The organism is Streptomyces sp. NBC_00019, assembly GCF_045041015.1.
Lineage (GTDB): Bacteria > Actinomycetota > Actinomycetes > Streptomycetales > Streptomycetaceae > Streptomyces.
The window spans coordinates 7,279,043-7,294,495 of sequence record NZ_CP108302.1 but is presented as its reverse complement, the minus strand read 5'-3'; the positions used below and the strand labels follow the sequence as shown (position 1 = coordinate 7,294,495).

The 15,453-nt window shown below is 70.9% G+C and carries 14 protein-coding genes; 3 read left to right on the top strand and 11 right to left on the bottom strand.

The window, feature by feature from the left end; all coding sequences use genetic code 11:
• Nucleotides 1-51: 51 nt before the first annotated feature.
• Nucleotides 52-1,038, bottom strand: coding sequence for a 2-hydroxyacid dehydrogenase (locus tag OHU89_RS34555; protein ID WP_405648837.1), 987 nt, complete (start codon nt 1,036-1,038; stop codon nt 52-54).
• A 77-nt stretch (nt 1,039-1,115) separates the two neighbouring features.
• Between OHU89_RS34555 and OHU89_RS34550 the strand changes: the two genes are divergently transcribed.
• Together OHU89_RS34550 and OHU89_RS34545 are read left to right on the top strand one after the other, a co-directional pair.
• Complete coding sequence (locus OHU89_RS34550; RefSeq protein WP_405648835.1) at nt 1,116-2,114, top strand: aldo/keto reductase; 999 nt, start codon at nt 1,116-1,118, stop codon at nt 2,112-2,114.
• Between the two features lie 113 nt (nt 2,115-2,227).
• Nucleotides 2,228-3,394: a PQQ-dependent sugar dehydrogenase gene (locus OHU89_RS34545; protein WP_405648833.1), complete on the top strand. Its 1,167-nt coding sequence runs from the start codon at nt 2,228-2,230 to the stop codon at nt 3,392-3,394.
• Between the two features lie 8 nt (nt 3,395-3,402).
• On the opposite strand, the gene OHU89_RS34540 is transcribed toward OHU89_RS34545, so the two are convergent.
• From OHU89_RS34540 to OHU89_RS34510, 7 genes are all read right to left on the bottom strand, one after another.
• The gene (locus OHU89_RS34540) at nt 3,403-3,591 is read right to left on the bottom strand and encodes a DUF6191 domain-containing protein (protein ID WP_405648831.1); all 189 of its coding nucleotides are present in this window, start codon (nt 3,589-3,591) and stop codon (nt 3,403-3,405) included.
• A gap of 89 nt (nt 3,592-3,680) precedes the next feature.
• Nucleotides 3,681-6,719 (bottom strand): AAA family ATPase, encoded by a 3,039-nt coding sequence (locus OHU89_RS34535; protein WP_405654782.1) that lies wholly within the window; start codon nt 6,717-6,719, stop codon nt 3,681-3,683.
• 140 nt (nt 6,720-6,859) lie between these two features.
• Nucleotides 6,860-7,045, bottom strand: coding sequence for a hypothetical protein (locus OHU89_RS34530; RefSeq protein WP_046261676.1), 186 nt, complete (start codon nt 7,043-7,045; stop codon nt 6,860-6,862).
• A 196-nt stretch (nt 7,046-7,241) separates the two neighbouring features.
• Nucleotides 7,242-7,835: a hypothetical protein gene (locus tag OHU89_RS34525; RefSeq protein ID WP_405648829.1), complete on the bottom strand. Its 594-nt coding sequence runs from the start codon at nt 7,833-7,835 to the stop codon at nt 7,242-7,244.
• A gap of 35 nt (nt 7,836-7,870) precedes the next feature.
• Nucleotides 7,871-8,443 carry a GNAT family N-acetyltransferase gene (locus OHU89_RS34520; protein ID WP_405648827.1) on the bottom strand — a complete coding sequence of 191 codons (573 nt, stop codon included), beginning with the start codon at nt 8,441-8,443 and terminating at the stop codon, nt 7,871-7,873.
• Nucleotides 8,421-10,649 (bottom strand): MMPL family transporter, encoded by a 2,229-nt coding sequence (locus tag OHU89_RS34515; RefSeq protein WP_405648824.1) that lies wholly within the window; start codon nt 10,647-10,649, stop codon nt 8,421-8,423. Before OHU89_RS34515 ends, OHU89_RS34520 begins: the two co-directional genes overlap by 23 nt.
• Nucleotides 10,650-10,840: 191 nt before the next feature.
• Nucleotides 10,841-11,137 carry a hypothetical protein gene (locus OHU89_RS34510; protein WP_266887722.1) on the bottom strand — a complete coding sequence of 99 codons (297 nt, stop codon included), beginning with the start codon at nt 11,135-11,137 and terminating at the stop codon, nt 10,841-10,843.
• Nucleotides 11,138-11,323: 186 nt separating this feature from the next.
• Between OHU89_RS34510 and OHU89_RS34505 the strand changes: the two genes are divergently transcribed.
• A complete protein-coding gene (locus tag OHU89_RS34505; protein ID WP_405648821.1) occupies nt 11,324-12,133 on the top strand; it encodes a methyltransferase domain-containing protein in 810 nt (269 codons plus the stop codon).
• A gap of 48 nt (nt 12,134-12,181) precedes the next feature.
• Here OHU89_RS34505 and gatB read toward each other — a convergent pair whose 3' ends face one another.
• Genes gatB through gatA form a run of 3 tightly spaced genes read right to left on the bottom strand, consistent with a single transcriptional unit; the run spans nt 12,182 to nt 15,450 of the window.
• Nucleotides 12,182-13,696 (bottom strand): Asp-tRNA(Asn)/Glu-tRNA(Gln) amidotransferase subunit GatB, encoded by a 1,515-nt coding sequence (gene gatB, locus OHU89_RS34500; protein ID WP_405648819.1) that lies wholly within the window; start codon nt 13,694-13,696, stop codon nt 12,182-12,184.
• Nucleotides 13,697-13,711: 15 nt separating this feature from the next.
• Nucleotides 13,712-13,951, bottom strand: coding sequence for a hypothetical protein (locus OHU89_RS34495; protein WP_059198130.1), 240 nt, complete (start codon nt 13,949-13,951; stop codon nt 13,712-13,714).
• Nucleotides 13,948-15,450: an Asp-tRNA(Asn)/Glu-tRNA(Gln) amidotransferase subunit GatA gene (gatA, locus tag OHU89_RS34490; RefSeq protein WP_405648817.1), complete on the bottom strand. Its 1,503-nt coding sequence runs from the start codon at nt 15,448-15,450 to the stop codon at nt 13,948-13,950. Before gatA ends, OHU89_RS34495 begins: the two co-directional genes overlap by 4 nt.
• Nucleotides 15,451-15,453 lie beyond the last annotated feature (3 nt).

The window sequence follows — 15,453 nt, the reverse complement described above, 5'->3', positions numbered from 1 at the left end:
GATGCGAGCACGGACCGCGTCCGGGAGGTTGCGGAGGGTACCGGAAACGGATTACGCGCTTGTTGCTCCGCGGATCTCAGCGCTTGTGGGGCCCGTCGTAAGGATCACGTTGCGCAGCGGCTCCTGGTTCACGAATCGTCCCAACTGGTCCACCAACAGCCGCTTGGCACGCGGCAGGAACGCGGACGTCGGTCCGCCCACGTGGGGACTGATGAGCACGCCGGGCGCCTGCCACAACGGGTGCCCCGCGGGCAGCGGTTCGGGGTCGACGACGTCCAGGGCCGCGGTGATCCGACCGCTCTCGAGTTCGGCGAGCAGGTCCTTGGTATTGACGACGCCACCGCGCGCGACGTTCACCAGGAGGGCGCCGTCCTTCATCCGGGCCAGGAACCCGGAGTTCACCAGACCTCGGGTGGTGTCGTTCAGCGGCGTGGAGAGGATGACGACGTCCGCCTCCGGCAGCAGGGCGGGCAGTTCGGTGAGGGGGTGCACGGGTCCGCGCTCCGTGGTGCGCGCGGAGCGCGCGACGCGCGCCACCCGCGCGACCTCGAACGGTACGAGCCGGTCCTCGATGGCGGCGCCGATGGAGCCGTAGCCGACGATGAGCACCGACTTGTCGGCGAGCGCCGGGTGGAAGCCGCCCTGCCAGCGCTCCTGTTGCTGGGCGCGGACGAAGCCGGGGATGCCGCGCAGCGAGGCCAGCGTGAGAGTCAGGGCGAGCTCGGCGGTGCTCGCCTCGTGCACACCGCGCGCGTTGCAGAGATCCACGCCGGGCACGATGTCGTCCAGTTGCGCCAGGACGTCGTCGACGCCTGCCGTGAGCGTCTGGACGAGCCGCAGGTTGCGCATCTCCTTCAGCGGGCGGACCTTCACGGGCTGCCGCTTCATGTACGGCACGACGTACACGACGCAGTCGGCCGGGTCCCCGGGGAACTCCTGCCTGCCGTCCTCACCCCCGTCCCAGAAAAGGTAGTCGGGCCCTTGCGGGAGGCCCGCGATCTCTTCCGGCGGGATGGGGAGCCACACGTCAGCGGTCATGGTCAGAGGCTATGTCAGGTGCGTGAGGGCGCAGAGGTTAGGTTGTGGGGTGCCGGAAGAGGGAGGGTCACGAGCAGGTGGAGCGCAGGACGATCGGGGCGGCGGCGCTCGCGGTGGGGGATGTCGGACTCGGTTGCATGCCGATGAGCTGGGCCTACAGCGGGTCGCGGCAGCGGGGCGAGGAGTCGTTCAGGGCCGTGCACCGGGCGCTGGACCTGGGCTCGACGCTGCTGGACACGGCCGACATGTACGGCCCGTTCACCAATGAGCTGTTGGTGGGGCGGGTGTTGAAGGAGCGGCGCGGGGAGGCCTTCGTCTCGACGAAGGTGGGGCTGCTGGTCGGCGAGCAGCACATCGTGGCCAACGGCCGGCCCGGTTATGTGAAGCGGGCGTGCGACGCGTCGCTGCGGCGGCTGCAGACGGACGTGATCGACCTGTACCAGCTGCATCGGGCCGACCCCGAGGTCCCGGTCGAGGAGACCTGGGGCGCGATGGCGGAGCTGGTCCAGGCCGGGAAGGTGCGGTCGCTGGGGCTGTGCGCGGTGGGCGCGCGCGGCGGCCGTCGGTCCGGGGCCCGTCTGCACGACGCGACGATCCGCCAGCTGCAGCGCGTCCAGCAGGTCTTCCCGGTGAGCGCGGTGGAGGCGGAGCTGTCGGTGTGGTCGCCGGAGGCCCTGGAGTCGCTGCTGCCGTGGTGCGAGGCCCGCGGGGTCGGCTTCCTGGCGGCGATGCCGCTGGGCAACGGCTTCCTCACCGGCACCCTGACCCCTGGCGAGGGCTTCGAACCGGACGACGTCCGCGCCCGCCACCCCCGCTTCACGGCGGAGATGATGGCCGCCAACCAGCCGATCGTCGTCGGCCTGCGCCGCATCGCCGCCCGCCACGGCGACGCCGTCACACCCGCCCAGGTGGCCTTGGCGTGGGTGCTGTCCCGGGGCCGCCACGTGGTCCCGGTCCCGGGCGCCAAGCAGGAGCGCTGGGTGACGGACAACGCGGCGGCGGCGGGGCTGCGGCTCTCCGCGCAGGACCTGGCGGAGGTGGCGGCACTGCCGGGGGCACGGGGATCCTGGGACTGACGGAATCCTGCGGCTGAGAGGCCCGTCGCGGTTCGGGTCCCGGAGATCGGGAACCTGTGAGGCCCGAGCGGTGTAAGAACAGTAGAAGCCACCGCGTCGAAGGGACCGAGATCGTGCAACGACGAGCAGTGTCGGCCGTGTTGGCCGCAACCGCGCTCCTGGTGACGGCCGGATGTTCCTCGGACGACGACGGCGGCGGGGCGTCGGGCGGTGGTGCGACACCGGGCAGCAGCACGACGTCGGCGGCCTCCCCCACCCAGCAGGCCGCCGAGGAGACACCCCCCGCGAAGGGTTCGGTGAAGGTGCTCCGCACGGCCGCCACCGGGCTGGACACCCCCTGGGGCCTGGCCCCGCTGCCCGAGGGCGATCTGCTGGTCTCCTCCCGGGACGAGGCGACGATCACCCGGGTCGACGGGGAGACCGGCAAGAAGACCGAGCTGGGCGCGGTGCCGGGGGTCTCCCCCGCCGGTGAGGGCGGGCTCATGGGCCTGGCGCTGTCACCGGACTACGCCTCGGACCACATGGTCTACGCCTACTTCACCTCGGCCTCGGACAACCGCATCGTCCGCATGCTGTACGAGGAGGGGAAGCCGTCCGGCGAGCAGCTGGGCGCGCCGGACACCGTCTTCAAGGGCATCCCCAAGGGCTATATCCACAACGGCGGCCGGATCGCCTTCGGCCCGGACAAGATGCTGTACGCGGGCACGGGCGAGAGCGGCAACACCGGTCTGTCCCAGGACAAGAAGTCCCTGGGCGGCAAGATCCTGCGGCTGACGCCGGAGGGGGAGCCGGCCCCGGGCAACCCGTTCCCCGACTCGCCGGTGTACTCGTTCGGCCACCGCAATGTGCAGGGCCTGGCCTGGGACGCCAAGCAGCGTCTGTTCGCCTCGGAGTTCGGCCAGGACACCTGGGACGAGCTGAACGCGATCGAGCCGGGCGGCAACTACGGCTGGCCGGAGGCCGAGGGCAAGTCCGACGACGGCAACTTCCGCGACCCGATAGCCCAGTGGGCCACGGATGACGCCTCCCCCAGCGGTATCGCCTACGCCGAGGGCTCGATATGGATGGCGGGGCTGAAGGGCCAGCGCCTGTGGCGCATCCCTCTGAAGGGCACGGAGGCCTCGGCAGACCCGCAGGCGTTCCTGGAGACTGAGTACGGCCGGCTGCGCACGGTGGTGTCGGCGGGCGGCGACAAGCTGTGGCTGGTCACCAGCAACACGGACGGGAGGGGCGACCCGAAGGAGGGGGACGACCGGGTCCTGCAGGTACAGGTGAGCTGACCGGGCCGTCAGTCCTGGGCGGACCCGTCCTCGGCCGCCGTCGGCCGCCGTACGACGACCTTGCCGGACGCGAGGTCTATCGGCCCGCGTCCGGGGTCGTTGTCACCGATGTCCTCCCGTGTCAGTGCCAGCCGGTTCTCTTCGTCCTGGGTGTGTTTTCGACCGGGTGCGAACAGTTCCTCGAAGGCGTTGAACACGGGACCTCCCTGGGCCGACGTCCTTTACAGCGTAAGCCTGACGCCGTTCGTCCGAATGGTGGGCCTGTGTCCCCCGCTCCCTCGGGGCCTCACCCCGCCGTCCGGCCGGTGAGCGGCTCCGCCGGGAACAGCCCCAGCCGGTGTGCCACGGCCGCGGCCTCGCCCCGGCCCGAGACGCCGAGCTTGGCCAGGATGTTCGAGACATGGACGCTGGCCGTCTTCGGGGAGATGAACAGCTCCTCGGCTATCTGACGGTTGCTGCGGCCGGCGGAGACCAGGCGCAGGACGTCGCGCTCCCTGCCGGTGAGGCCGAGGGAATCGGCTGAGGGGGCCTGGGACCGCTTCGGGGCGCGGGCCATGGGGAGGCGGGCGCGCTGGGCGAGCTGGGTGACGGCGTCGGTCAGGGGACGGGCACCGAGGTGGCGGGCGACGGCGTGGGCGAGGCGGAGCAGCTCCGTGGCGCGGTCGCGTTCGTCCTCGCCGCCGGTGGTCAGGAGGGCCTCGGCGAGGCGGTGGCGGACGCGAGCGAGGTCGTAGGGGCGCTCCAGGCGCTCGAAGGCGGAGGTCACCTCCGACCAGTCGTCGGGGTCGCTCGTGCCCTCGGCGCGCAGGAGCTCCGCGCGGACCCAGCGTTCGTAGGCCTGCCAGACGGGGACGTTGGTGGCCAGGGGTCTGGCGGCCGTGCGGATGCGTTCGAGGAGTTCGGCGCGGCCGGGGTCGGCGGCGGGCAGGCCGAGGGCGTCGGCCTCCATGGCGGCGGCGGTCCGGAGGAGGGGCCAGGCGTAGCGCTGGGTGTCGGGCGGGAAGCCCGTGTCCATGGCGCGTTCGAGTTCGGCGCGGGCGTCCAGGAGGCGGCCCTCGCCGGCGGCGACGCCGATGGCGATGCGGGCGAGGGGGATCTCGTTCTGGGGCGGCCGGTCGTGGCTGCCGAAGTGGCTTCGGGACGCGGCCAGTTGGTGGCCGGACTCGGCCAGGTCTCCTCGGGCGAGAGCGAGTTCGGCGCGCAGGAGGGCATGGAAGCCGCGGGGCTTGGCGCTCTGCCCGACGCGCCCGGCATTGACGGAGGCTTCGGCGGCCTCGTCCCAGCGGCCCAGGCTGCAGAGGGATTCGGCGAGGTTGCCCCAGGCCCAGGCCTCGCTGTCCGGGAGGCCGAACCGCCGGGTGTAGGCAAGCCCTTCCTCCAGGATGGGCACGGCGTCGGCGGAGCGTCCGACGGCTTCGAGGGCGTCCGGCAGGTTCACATAGACGCGGGCCGCGACGGCGGAGAGGCCGTGCTCGACCGTCTCCCGCTTGACCTCCAGCATCTCGCCGAGTCCCGTGTCGATGTCTCCGGCGTGGACCTTGAGGCTGCCGAGGGTGAGCCGGGCGTTCATCTCGATCTCGTGGACGCCGAGCATGCGCGCGTACTCCACGGCGCGCTCGGCTGCGGAGAAGGCGTCGGGGCCGGGGACGTGCACCATGGACCAGTTGGCGACGCTGGCGAGGACCTCGGCGTGCACCTCGGAGGGCGGCAGGCCGCGTACCAGCTCCTGGGCGGTGGCCAGTTCCTGCCAGCCGTCGCCCCGTGACAGCGCCGAGATCAGCCGGGAGCGCTGTACCCAGAACCAGGCGCTGCGCAGCGGATCGCCCTCCTCCTCCAGGAGGTGCAGCGCCCGCTTGGTGATCTTCAGGGCGCGTTCCCGTTCCCCGCAGAGCCGGCCGGCCACGGCGGCCTCGGCCATCAGGTCGAGGTAGCGCAGCGGGGTGGTGGCCGGGTCGCAGCCGCAGGCGGGGTAGACCTCGGCGTAGTCGACGGGGCGCAGGCCGGCCCGTACGTCCTCGGGTGCGGTGTCCCAGAGCTCCATCGCGCGTTCCAGGAGCCGCAGTTGTTCGGAGTAGGCGTGCCGGCGGCGGGCGGTGACGGAGGCGTCCAGGACGGCGGGCAGGGCCTTGGCGGCGTCGTGGGCGTGGTACCAGTAGCTGGCCAGGCGCATGACGCGGCCGTCGGCCGGCACGAGCGCCGGGTCGGTCTCCAGGGCCTCGGCGTAGCGGCGGTTGAGGCGGGAGCGCTCGCCGGGCAGCAGGTCGTCGCTGACGGCCTCGCGGACCAGGGAGTGGCGGAAGCGGTAGCCGTCGCCGTCGGGTGCGGCGCTGAGGATGTTGGCGTTCACGGCGGCCCGCAGCGCCTCGATGAGGTCGTCCTCGGCGAGCCCGGCGACGGCGGCGAGCAGCCGGTACTCGACGGTGGAGCCGCCCTCGGCGACGACCCGGGCGACCCGCTGGGTGCTCTCGGGCAGTCCCTCGACGCGGACCAGGAGCAGGTCGCGCAGTGAGTCTGTGAGGCCGGCACAGCAGCCCTCGTGGGCGGCGACGGCGAGTTCCTCGACGAAGAAGGCGTTGCCGTCGGAGCGTTCGAAGATGTCGTCGACGGTGGCCGGGTCGGGTTCGGAGGCGAGGATGCCGGCGATCTGACGGCCGACCTCGGTGCGGTTGAAGCGGCCGAGTTCGAGGCGGCGGACGGTGCGCAGCCGGTCGAGTTCTGCGAGCAGGGGGCGCAGCGGGTGGCGGCGGTGGATGTCGTCGGCGCGGTAGGTGGCGAGGACGACGAGGCGGCCGGTGCGCAGGGTGCGGAAGAGGTAGGCGAGGAGGTGGCGGGTGGAGGCGTCGGCCCAGTGCAGGTCTTCGAGGGCGACGACGACCGTGCGGTCGGCGGCGACGCGCTCCAGTACGCGGGCGGTGAGTTCGAAGAGGCGGGCCATGCTCTGCTCGTCGTGGCGTCCCGGGGGCGCCTCGCCCAGTTCGGGCAGGAGCCGGGCCAGTTCCTCCTCCTGGCCCGCGGCCGCGACGGTCATCTCGTCCGGCAGTTCGCGGCGCAGGGCGCGCAGCGCGGTGGAGAACGGGGCGAAGGGCAGTCCGTCGGCGCCGATCTCGACGCAGCCGCCGAGCGCGACGACCGCGCCCTGTCCGCCGGCCGCGGTGGCGAACTCCTCGACGAGTCGGGTCTTGCCGACGCCGGCCTCGCCGCCGATCAGCAACGCCTGCGGCTCGCCCGCGGCGGCACGGGCGAGCGCCTCGTTCAAGTTGGTCAGCTCATCGGCACGACCTACGAACACGGGACTGACGGACCTGGTCTCCACGGGCCCGAGCATCGCACGGGGGTCCGACAGCGCGGCACCGGTTTTCGCGGGGAGCGTGTCCGCCTCCAACGTCATGGTGCCCACTGCCACCAACCGGACGTTCAGGGGGACGGCCGCCTCGGTCGGCGGGCGGCCGTCCCCCTCCCCCGCGGTCACGCGGCGCGCAGGAAGCGGAGCCTGCGGCTGAGCCCGGTATGCACCTCGCCCTCGGTGTCGTGGCCGGCTGCCTCGCGGCGGGCGGCGCGGCGGCTGCGGACCGCCTCGCGGGCCAGACGCTCCTGCTGGGCCTGACGGAGCAGGTCGGCGGAACGAAGCTGGGAGAGCTCGTACTCGTACATGGTGTCCCCTTGGGAGAGTCGGTTTCGTGCTTCGCTTTCTGCGATGCCTTTACCTTCGTCTCCAAGGCGGGTCCGCCACATCGGGAGAGTTCCGCATCTTCGGCCGCCGTGGGGGCCTTAGACATGCCTAAGGGGCCTCAGGCGCCGCGTAAGGTGCTTACGCTCGGCCTAAGACCCCTCGGTGACCTGCGGTGATTCAGCTCGTGGACGGCAGTCCGAGCAGGACGTCGGTGTACTTGAGGACGGCCAGGAGCAGGCCGATGACCCCGAGCGAGACGCCCGCCCAGCCGACCGACTTGATCCACGGGGCCTGCGGCTTGCCGGGCGCCCCGAAGGCGGGCCGGGCCAGCACGAAGACGCCCACGATCAGCGCGGCCAGCGCGAAGAAGCCGGCCCACAGGGCGGAGGTCTGCCAGGCGTCGCCGTAGATCTCCTTGACCTGCGTGGCGACGGTCGCGGTCGATGCCGTCTCCAGCTGACCCACGAGTGTCTCGCGGGCGGCGGCGACCGTACCGATCCAGCCACCGGTGAGGGAGACAAGACCGAGCCCGGCGGACACGACGGCGGCCGCACCCTGGCCGACGCCGGACGGGCCCTCCTTCTCGTCCTCGCCGAGGCCCTCGAGGACCTCGGCCTCGTCGCCGTCCTCGGCGTCGTCGGCCTCGACCTGGGCCTCGGTCACCTCGTCGGCGCCCACGGCGTCGCTCTTCGTGACGTCCACCTTCTCCTCGTCGGTCTTGGGCTCGGGGCCCGTCTCGGCCCCGGTCTCGTCAACAGTCTTGGTTCCCATACCTCGCACCGTACGGACGCAGTCTGAGAGGTCTCTTAATGATCGCTGTGAGCGGCACGCGCGCGTGCCTCACGCCACTCGGGCGCCAGCACCGACCAAACCTCGAGATCGTGCCGCGTCCCACCATAGAGGTGCGCCTGACGGTGGACGCCGTCGCGGGTCATCCCCAGCCGCCGGGCGACATTGAGGCTGTTGGTGTTGCCGGCGGCGGCGATCCATTCGACGCGGTGGATGCCTCGCTCCTCGATCACCCAGTCGATGAGCACCCGCATCGCCCGGGTGATCAGCCCGCGCCCGGTGGCGGCGGGCTCCAGCCAGCAGCCGACCTCGGCGTTGCCCTGAGCGGCATCGAAGTTGAGGGTGAGCACTCCGCCCACGAGCTTTCCGTCCAGCCAGATGCCGTGGTAGCCGCCGGTGTCGTCGGCGCGCATCCGGGCGTAGCGCTGGAGCGTCTCGCGCGCGGACTCCACGTCCACCGCCTTGGAACCGAAGGGGATGAACTCCCCGATGAACTCCCTGCCGCGGTCCAGGTTCGCCAGGAACTCCTCCGCGTGCCACGGCTCCAGTGGACGCAGTTCGGCGTCGTCACCCAGCGATATCGCGTACATCGATGTCCCGCTCCTTCTCCAGCTCCGCCACAACGCCGTCCAGCCTCGCATGGGCGGCCCGGCACTCGGGCGGCTCGATGCTGATGCGGGGCATCCGGCGGTCCAGCCAGCCCGGCAGCCACCAGTTGGCGCCGCCGAGCAGGTGCATGAGGGCGGGGACGAGCAGCGTACGCAGGACGAAGGCGTCGAGGGCGACGGCGGCGGCGAGGGCGATGCCGAACATGGCGATCACGCGGTCGCCGCTGAGGACGAAGGCGAGGAAGACCGAGATCATGATGACCGCGGCGGAGTTGATCACCCGGCTGGTCTCGGCGAGTCCGACGCGGACGGCCCGCCGGTTGTCGCCGGTCTCCAGCCACTCCTCGTACATCCGGCTGACCAGGAAGACCTGGTAGTCCATGGAGAGTCCGAAGAGCACGGACACCATGATCACCGGCAGGAAGGGCTCGATCGGTCCCGCCCGGCCGAGGCCCAGGAACTCGCTCCCCCAGCCCCACTGGAAGATCGCGACGACGATCCCGAAGGCGGCGGCGACCGCGGCGACGTTCATCGCGGCGGCCTTCAGCGGGATACCGACGGACCGGAAGGCGAGCAGGAGCAGCAGACAGCCCAGGCCGATGACGACGCCGACGAACAGGGGCAGCTTGCCGACGATCACGTCGGCGAAGTCGTCGTACGACGCCGTCACACCGCCGACCTGGATGTCGAGCGAGGTGCCGGTCTCGGCGCGCGGCAGCACCTCGGTGCGCAGCCGGTCGACGAGGTCGCTGGTCCTCTGGGACTGCGGGGACGACTCCGGGACGATCGTGAAGTACCCGGTGTCCCCGTCCGCGTCGTAGGTCACCGGTGTCACCGAGGCGACGCCCTCGGTGGTGCGGATGGTGGCGTCGAGGTTGTCGAGGAGGAGCTTGTCCTCGGCGCCGTCGATGTGGGTCACCAGGGTCAGCGGGCCGTTGACGCCGGGGCCGAAGCCGGTGGCGAGCAGGTCGTAGGCCTGGCGGGTGGTGGACGCCTGCGGGTTGTTGCCCTGGTCGGAGGTGCCGAGGTGCAGCCCCAGCGTGGGCAGGGCCAGGACGGTCATGACGGCCAGGGCGACCGCGCCGAGCAGCTTGGGGTGGCGTTCCACGAACGCCGACCAGCGCGCGGCGAGTCCGGTCGGCAGTTCGGGCTGGGGTCCGTGCTCGTCCAGGTGCCGTCGCTCGCGCCGGCTCAGGGCGCGCATGCCGATGAAGGAGAGCAGGGCGGGCAGCAGAGTGACGGAGGCCGCGACGGTGAGGACGACGGTGAGCGAGGCGGCTATCGCGACGCCGTTGAGGAAGCTCAGCCGGAGGATCAGCATGCCCAGCAGGGCGATGCAAACCGTGGCACCCGCGAAGACGACGGCCCGTCCGGTGGTCGCGACGGCGTTGGATATGGACTCGGAGACACCCAGCCCGCGTTTCAGTCCGCGCCGGTGCCGGGTCACGATGAACAGGGCGTAGTCGATGCCGACGCCGAGCCCGATCAGCATGCCGAGCATCGGCGCGAAGTCGGCGACGGTCATGGCGTGCCCGAGCAGCACGATCCCGGCGTACGCCGTGCCGACGCTCACCAGCGCGGTGGCGATGGGCAGCAGCGAGGCGGCGAGCGAGCCGAAGGCGAGGAACAGCACGACCGCGGCGACGAGTACGCCGACGGCCTCGGCGAGATGTCCGCCCGAGGACTCGGTGAGTGCGATGGCACTGCCGCCCAGCTCCACCTGGAGCCCGTCACTGTCGGCCTCCTTCGCGGTGTCGACGACGGCCTGCGCCTGGCCCTTGTCGATGTCCTCGGCCCGGTCGTCGAAGGTGACCGTGGCGTACGCGGTGCGGCCGTTCTCGCTGATCTGGGTGGCGCCCTGCTCGTCGTACGGACTGACGACGGTGGCCACTCCGGGCAGATCCGCGATCTCGTCGAGGGTCCGGTTCATGGTCTGTTCGACGGCGGAGGCACGGACCGTGCCGGACGTGGTGTGCCAGACGACGGTGTCGCTGTCACCGCCGAGCTCCGAGAAGCCTTCTTGCAGCAGCTGGGTGGCGCGGCCGGACTCGGTGCCGGGGACCTCGTAGTCGTTTGAGTACGCCGAGCCGGTGGCCACGGCGGCCGCGGTCACCCCGCCGAAGGCGAGGAGCCACAGCAGAACGGCGACGAGGCGGCGCTGGACACACCAGCGTGCGAGGGCTGCCACGAAACGTGCTCCCGGGTGGATTTATGGATCTTTGACCGGGAACAGTCGCCCATAAGATGAACGGCCCGCAAAGAACGCATGAGCAATGCGGAGACCACTCTTGCAGCCAGAAATGATCGTTTACCGCATTCGTGCGTTTATTCACAGGAGTGGGAGACAGATCACAGGACAGTAACGTCCTCTCTGTCACCTCAGTCGAACTGGTCGCCCAGCGCCATCACCATCACACCGACGATCAGCAGCCACAGCGCCCTGCGGGTGCGTCCCCGGGAGCCGAGCACCGACGCGAGGGCACAGACCGCGGCCCCGGTGGCGTAGGCGGCCGGGACGAGCGTCGGGCCGGATCCCGTGAGGCGGAGGGCCGAGGCCGCGATGCCCGCGAGCGTCAGCACCGCCCCGGTGGCCAGGGCCGTCCAGCGGGCCCGGCGCGCGTCCTCGGCCGGGTCCGCGTACTCCTCCGGTATCTCGGAATCACCTCGTCCGTTCATGGCGGGCGAGCGTAGCGCGTCACCCTGAGAAACCAGGTGCCGGACGGCCTCGCCCCCTGCTACGGTCCCGCCGTCCGCCGTCTCCGGCTTCCCGCCGCCGACCGAAGCAGGTTGATTTTTTGAAGGTCCGACCGAGCTCCTACGCATCTCTCTTCCCTACGAAGGACTCAAGGAGCCCGTTCACCGATGTCAGACATCACCCCGAGTGCCTCGAGTGAGGACCTCGTCCGGCGGCTGACCCAGAGCCGCTATCCGCGCAGCAACGGCTACGACGTCCGCTGGGTCATCGAGAACCAGATGGGCCCGAACGCGCTGTGGCTGCTGGAGTGGCTGGCGCCCGCGCTGGGCCTCGACCAGCTGCGCCCCGGCGCCCGCGTCCTCGACCTGGGCTGCGGCCGCGCGATGACCTCCGTGTTCCTCGCCAAGGAGTACGACGTCCAGGTCACCGCCGCCGATCTGTGGGTCAAGGCCGACGAGAACGCCGTACGCATCGCCGAGGCGGGTGTCGGCGACCGTGTGCTGCCGGTGTACGCCGAGGCGCACGACCTGCCGTTCGGCGAGGGCACGTTCGACGCGATCGTCTCCGTCGACGCGTATCAGTACTTCGGCACGAACGACCTGTATCTGCCCACGCTGGCACGGCTGTTGAAGCCGGGCGGACGGATCGGGATCGTCGTACCGGCACTTCGGGAGGAACTGGAGGGCGACGACCCTCCGGCGCATCTGAAGGAGTACTGGGAGAAGGACCCCGGTTTCTGGTCGTTCCACTCCCCCGCCTGGTGGCGGCGGCTGTGGACGCGCAGCGGGGCCGTGACGGTCGAGACGGCCGACTGGCTGGAGGACGGCTGGCGCGACTGGCTGCTGTGGAGCGAGGCGTGCGCCGCGGAGAGCCCGAGCGAGTTCATGGCGGACATGGCGCGCTGGTCGGTCGACCTGATGCACGCCGACGTCGAGCATGTCCTCGGTTTCGCGCGGGTCGTGGGACGCCGTAAGTGACAGCAGGGCCCCGGAGGTCACACCTCCGGGGCCCTGCCCACGACTGCCTCAGCCCTCGCTGACGCCCAGCTTCTCCAGGATCAGCTCCTTGACGCGGGCCGCGTCGGCCTGACCGCGGGTCGCCTTCATGACCGCGCCGACCAGGGCGCCGGCGGCGGCGACCTTGCCGCCGCGGATCTTGTCGGCGATGCCCGGGTTGCCGGCGATGGCCTCCTCGACGGCGGTGGTCAGCGCACCCTCGTCGGAGACGACCTTCAGACCGCGCTTGTCGACGACCTCGTCCGGGGTGCCTTCGCCCGCGAGGACGCCTTCGATGACCTGACGGGCCAGCTTGTCGTTGAGGTCACCCTTGGAGACGAGCTGGGTGACCCGGGCGACCTGCGCCGGGGTGATGGCCAACTCGTCCAGCGACGTGCCCGACTCGTTGGCGCTGCGGGCGAGTTCGCCCATCCACCACTTGCGGGCGGAGGCCGCGTCGGCACCGGCGTCGATCGTGGCGACGATCGGGTCCAGCGCACCGGCGTTGAGGATCGCCTGCATGTCGAGCGCCGAGATGCCCCACTCCGCGACGAGGCGGTTGCGGCGGGCCAGCGGCAGCTCGGGCAGACCGGCGCGGATCTCCTCGACCCACTCGCGCGAGGGGGCCACCGGAACGAGGTCCGGCTCGGGGAAGTACCGGTAGTCCTCGGCCTCTTCCTTCACGCGGCCCGAGGTCGTCGACCCGGTGTCCTCGTGGAAGTGCCGCGTCTCCTGGATGATCGTCCCGCCGCTGTTGAGTACGGCGGCATGCCGCTGGATCTCGAAGCGGGCGGCGCGCTCCACGGAACGCAGCGAGTTGACGTTCTTGGTCTCGCTCCGGGTGCCGAACTTCTCGCGGCCGTGCGGGCGCAGCGACAGGTTCACGTCGCAGCGCATCTGGCCCTGCTCCATACGGGCCTCGGAGACACCGAGCGCCTTGATGAGCTCGCGCAGCTCGGCGACGTACGCCTTCGCGACCTCGGGAGCACGCTCGCCGGCGCCCTCGATCGGCTTGGTGACGATCTCGATGAGGGGGATGCCGGCCCGGTTGTAGTCGAGCAGCGAGTGGGACGCGCCGTGGATGCGGCCGGTGGCACCGCCGACGTGCAGCGACTTGCCGGTGTCCTCCTCCATGTGGGCGCGCTCGATCTCCACACGGAAGGTCTCGCCGTCCTCCAGCTGTACGTCGAGGTAGCCGTTGAAGGCGATCGGCTCGTCGTACTGGGAGGTCTGGAAGTTCTTCGGCATGTCCGGATAGAAGTAGTTCTTCCGGGCGAAACGGCACCACTCGGCGATCTCGCAGTTCAGTGCGAGACCGATCCTGATCGCCGACTCGACTCCGGTCGCGTTGACGACCGGGAGCGCGCCGGGCAGGCCGAGGCAGACGGGACAGGTCTGCGTGTTGGCGTCCTGACCGAGTTCGGTCGAACAGCCGCAGAACATCTTGGTCTTGGTGCCGAGTTCGACATGGACCTCAAGGCCCATGACGGGGTCGTACGACGCGAGTGCGTCCTCGTACGACTCCAGGTCGGTCGTGGTGGTCACGGTGAAACTTCCCTCTCAGCCCAGCAGGACGTCGTCGTCGCCCAGCCGCTTCAGCTCGCGGTACAGGATGGCGAGGCCGGTGACGATCGCGACCGCGGAGACGGTGGCGTCGATCAGCCGGAGCGTGTCCTGCTCGGTGCGGGCCTTCTTGATCTGCTTGGCGACACCCAACGCGCCGAACGCGGTGGTGGCCATCGACAGGTACGTACCGGACTTGGACTTCTTGAAGTCCTTCGCCTTGGTCAGCTTGCTCACAGCGACGGTGCCTCCTCGAGAAGCGGGTGCCCCCACTTTTCCACGAAGGCGGCCTCGACGGCGGCGCCGACCTTGTAAAGACGGTCGTCCTTCAGCGCCGGCGCGATGATCTGCAGACCGACCGGGAGGTTGTCCTCCGGGGCGAGACCGCAGGGCAGCGACATGGCCGCGTTGCCCGCCAGGTTGGTCGGGATGGTGCAGAGGTCCGCGAGGTACATCGCCATCGGGTCGTCGGCACGCTCGCCGATCGGGAAGGCGGTGGTGGGCGTCGTCGGCGAGACGATGACGTCGACCTGCTCGAAGGCCTTCTCGAAGTCACGCGTGATGAGCGTGCGGACCTTCTGGGCGCTGCCGTAGTACGCGTCGTAGTACCCGCTGGACAGCGCGTACGTGCCGAGCATGATGCGGCGCTTCACCTCGGGGCCGAAGCCCGCCTCACGGGTGAGGGAGGTGACCTCTTCGGCCGAGTGGGTGCCGTCGTCGCCCGTACGGAGGCCGTAGCGCAGGCCGTCGAAGCGGGCGAGGTTGGACGAGCACTCGGAGGGCGCGATCAGGTAGTACGCCGACAGGGCGAGGTCGAAGGACGGGCAGTCCAGCTCGACGATCTCGGCGCCCAGCTCCTTCAGCAGCGCGACGGACTCGTCGAACCGCTGGATGACACCGGCCTGGTAGCCCTCGCCGCGGAACTGCTTGACGACACCGACGCGCATGCCCTCGACGCTGCCGTTGCGGGCGGCCTCGACGACCGGCGGGACCGGGGCGTCGATCGAGGTGGAGTCGAGCGGGTCGTGCCCGGCGATGACCTCGTGCAGCAGCGCCGCGTCCAGGACCGTACGGGCGCAGGGCCCGCCCTGGTCGAGGGAGGACGAGAACGCCACCATGCCGTAGCGGGACACGGCCCCGTACGTGGGCTTCACGCCGACCGTGCCGGTGACGGAGGCCGGCTGGCGGATGGAGCCGCCGGTGTCGGTGCCGATGGCGAGGGGCGCCTGGTAGGAGGCGAGGGCGGCGGAGGAGCCGCCACCGGAGCCGCCGGGGATCCTGGTGAGGTCCCAGGGGTTGCCGGTCGGGCCGTAGGCGCTGTTCTCGGTGGAGGACCCCATGGCGAACTCGTCCATGTTGGTCTTGCCGAGGATGACGACGTCGGCGGCCTTGAGCCGCTTGGTGAGGGTGGCGTCGTACGGCGGGATCCAGCCCTCGAGGATCTTCGAACCGACGGTCGTCGGGATGCCCTCGGTGGTGAAGATGTCCTTCAGCGCGAGCGGGACGCCGGCCAGCGGGCCGAGCTTCTCGCCCTTGGCGCGCTTCTCGTCGACGGCACGGGCCTGGGCCAGCGCGCCCTCGCGGTCGACGTGCAGGAAGGCGTGCACCTTCTCGTCGACGGCCTCGATACGGGCCAGGTGGGCCTCGGTCACCTCGACCGCGGTGAGCTCGCCGGAGGCGATCTTCGCGGCGGTCTCGGCGGCGGTGAGCTTGATGATGTTGACGTTGTCCGTCATGGC

What these genes read in the sequence shown, in the direction of transcription:
- OHU89_RS34530 (WP_046261676.1), bottom strand. Translation starts at nt 7,045, where the DNA reads ATGTACGAGTACGAGCTCTCCCAGCTTCGTTCCGCCGACCTGCTCCGT.
- OHU89_RS34505 (WP_405648821.1), top strand. Translation starts at nt 11,324, where the DNA reads ATGTCAGACATCACCCCGAGTGCCTCGAGTGAGGACCTCGTCCGGCGG.
- OHU89_RS34520 (WP_405648827.1), bottom strand. Translation starts at nt 8,443, where the DNA reads ATGTACGCGATATCGCTGGGTGACGACGCCGAACTGCGTCCACTGGAG.
- OHU89_RS34510 (WP_266887722.1), bottom strand. Translation starts at nt 11,137, where the DNA reads ATGAACGGACGAGGTGATTCCGAGATACCGGAGGAGTACGCGGACCCG.
- OHU89_RS34555 (WP_405648837.1), bottom strand. Translation starts at nt 1,038, where the DNA reads ATGACCGCTGACGTGTGGCTCCCCATCCCGCCGGAAGAGATCGCGGGC.
- OHU89_RS34535 (WP_405654782.1), bottom strand. Translation starts at nt 6,719, where the DNA reads ATGCTCGGGCCCGTGGAGACCAGGTCCGTCAGTCCCGTGTTCGTAGGT.
- gatA (WP_405648817.1), bottom strand. Translation starts at nt 15,450, where the DNA reads ATGACGGACAACGTCAACATCATCAAGCTCACCGCCGCCGAGACCGCC.
- OHU89_RS34525 (WP_405648829.1), bottom strand. Translation starts at nt 7,835, where the DNA reads ATGGGAACCAAGACTGTTGACGAGACCGGGGCCGAGACGGGCCCCGAG.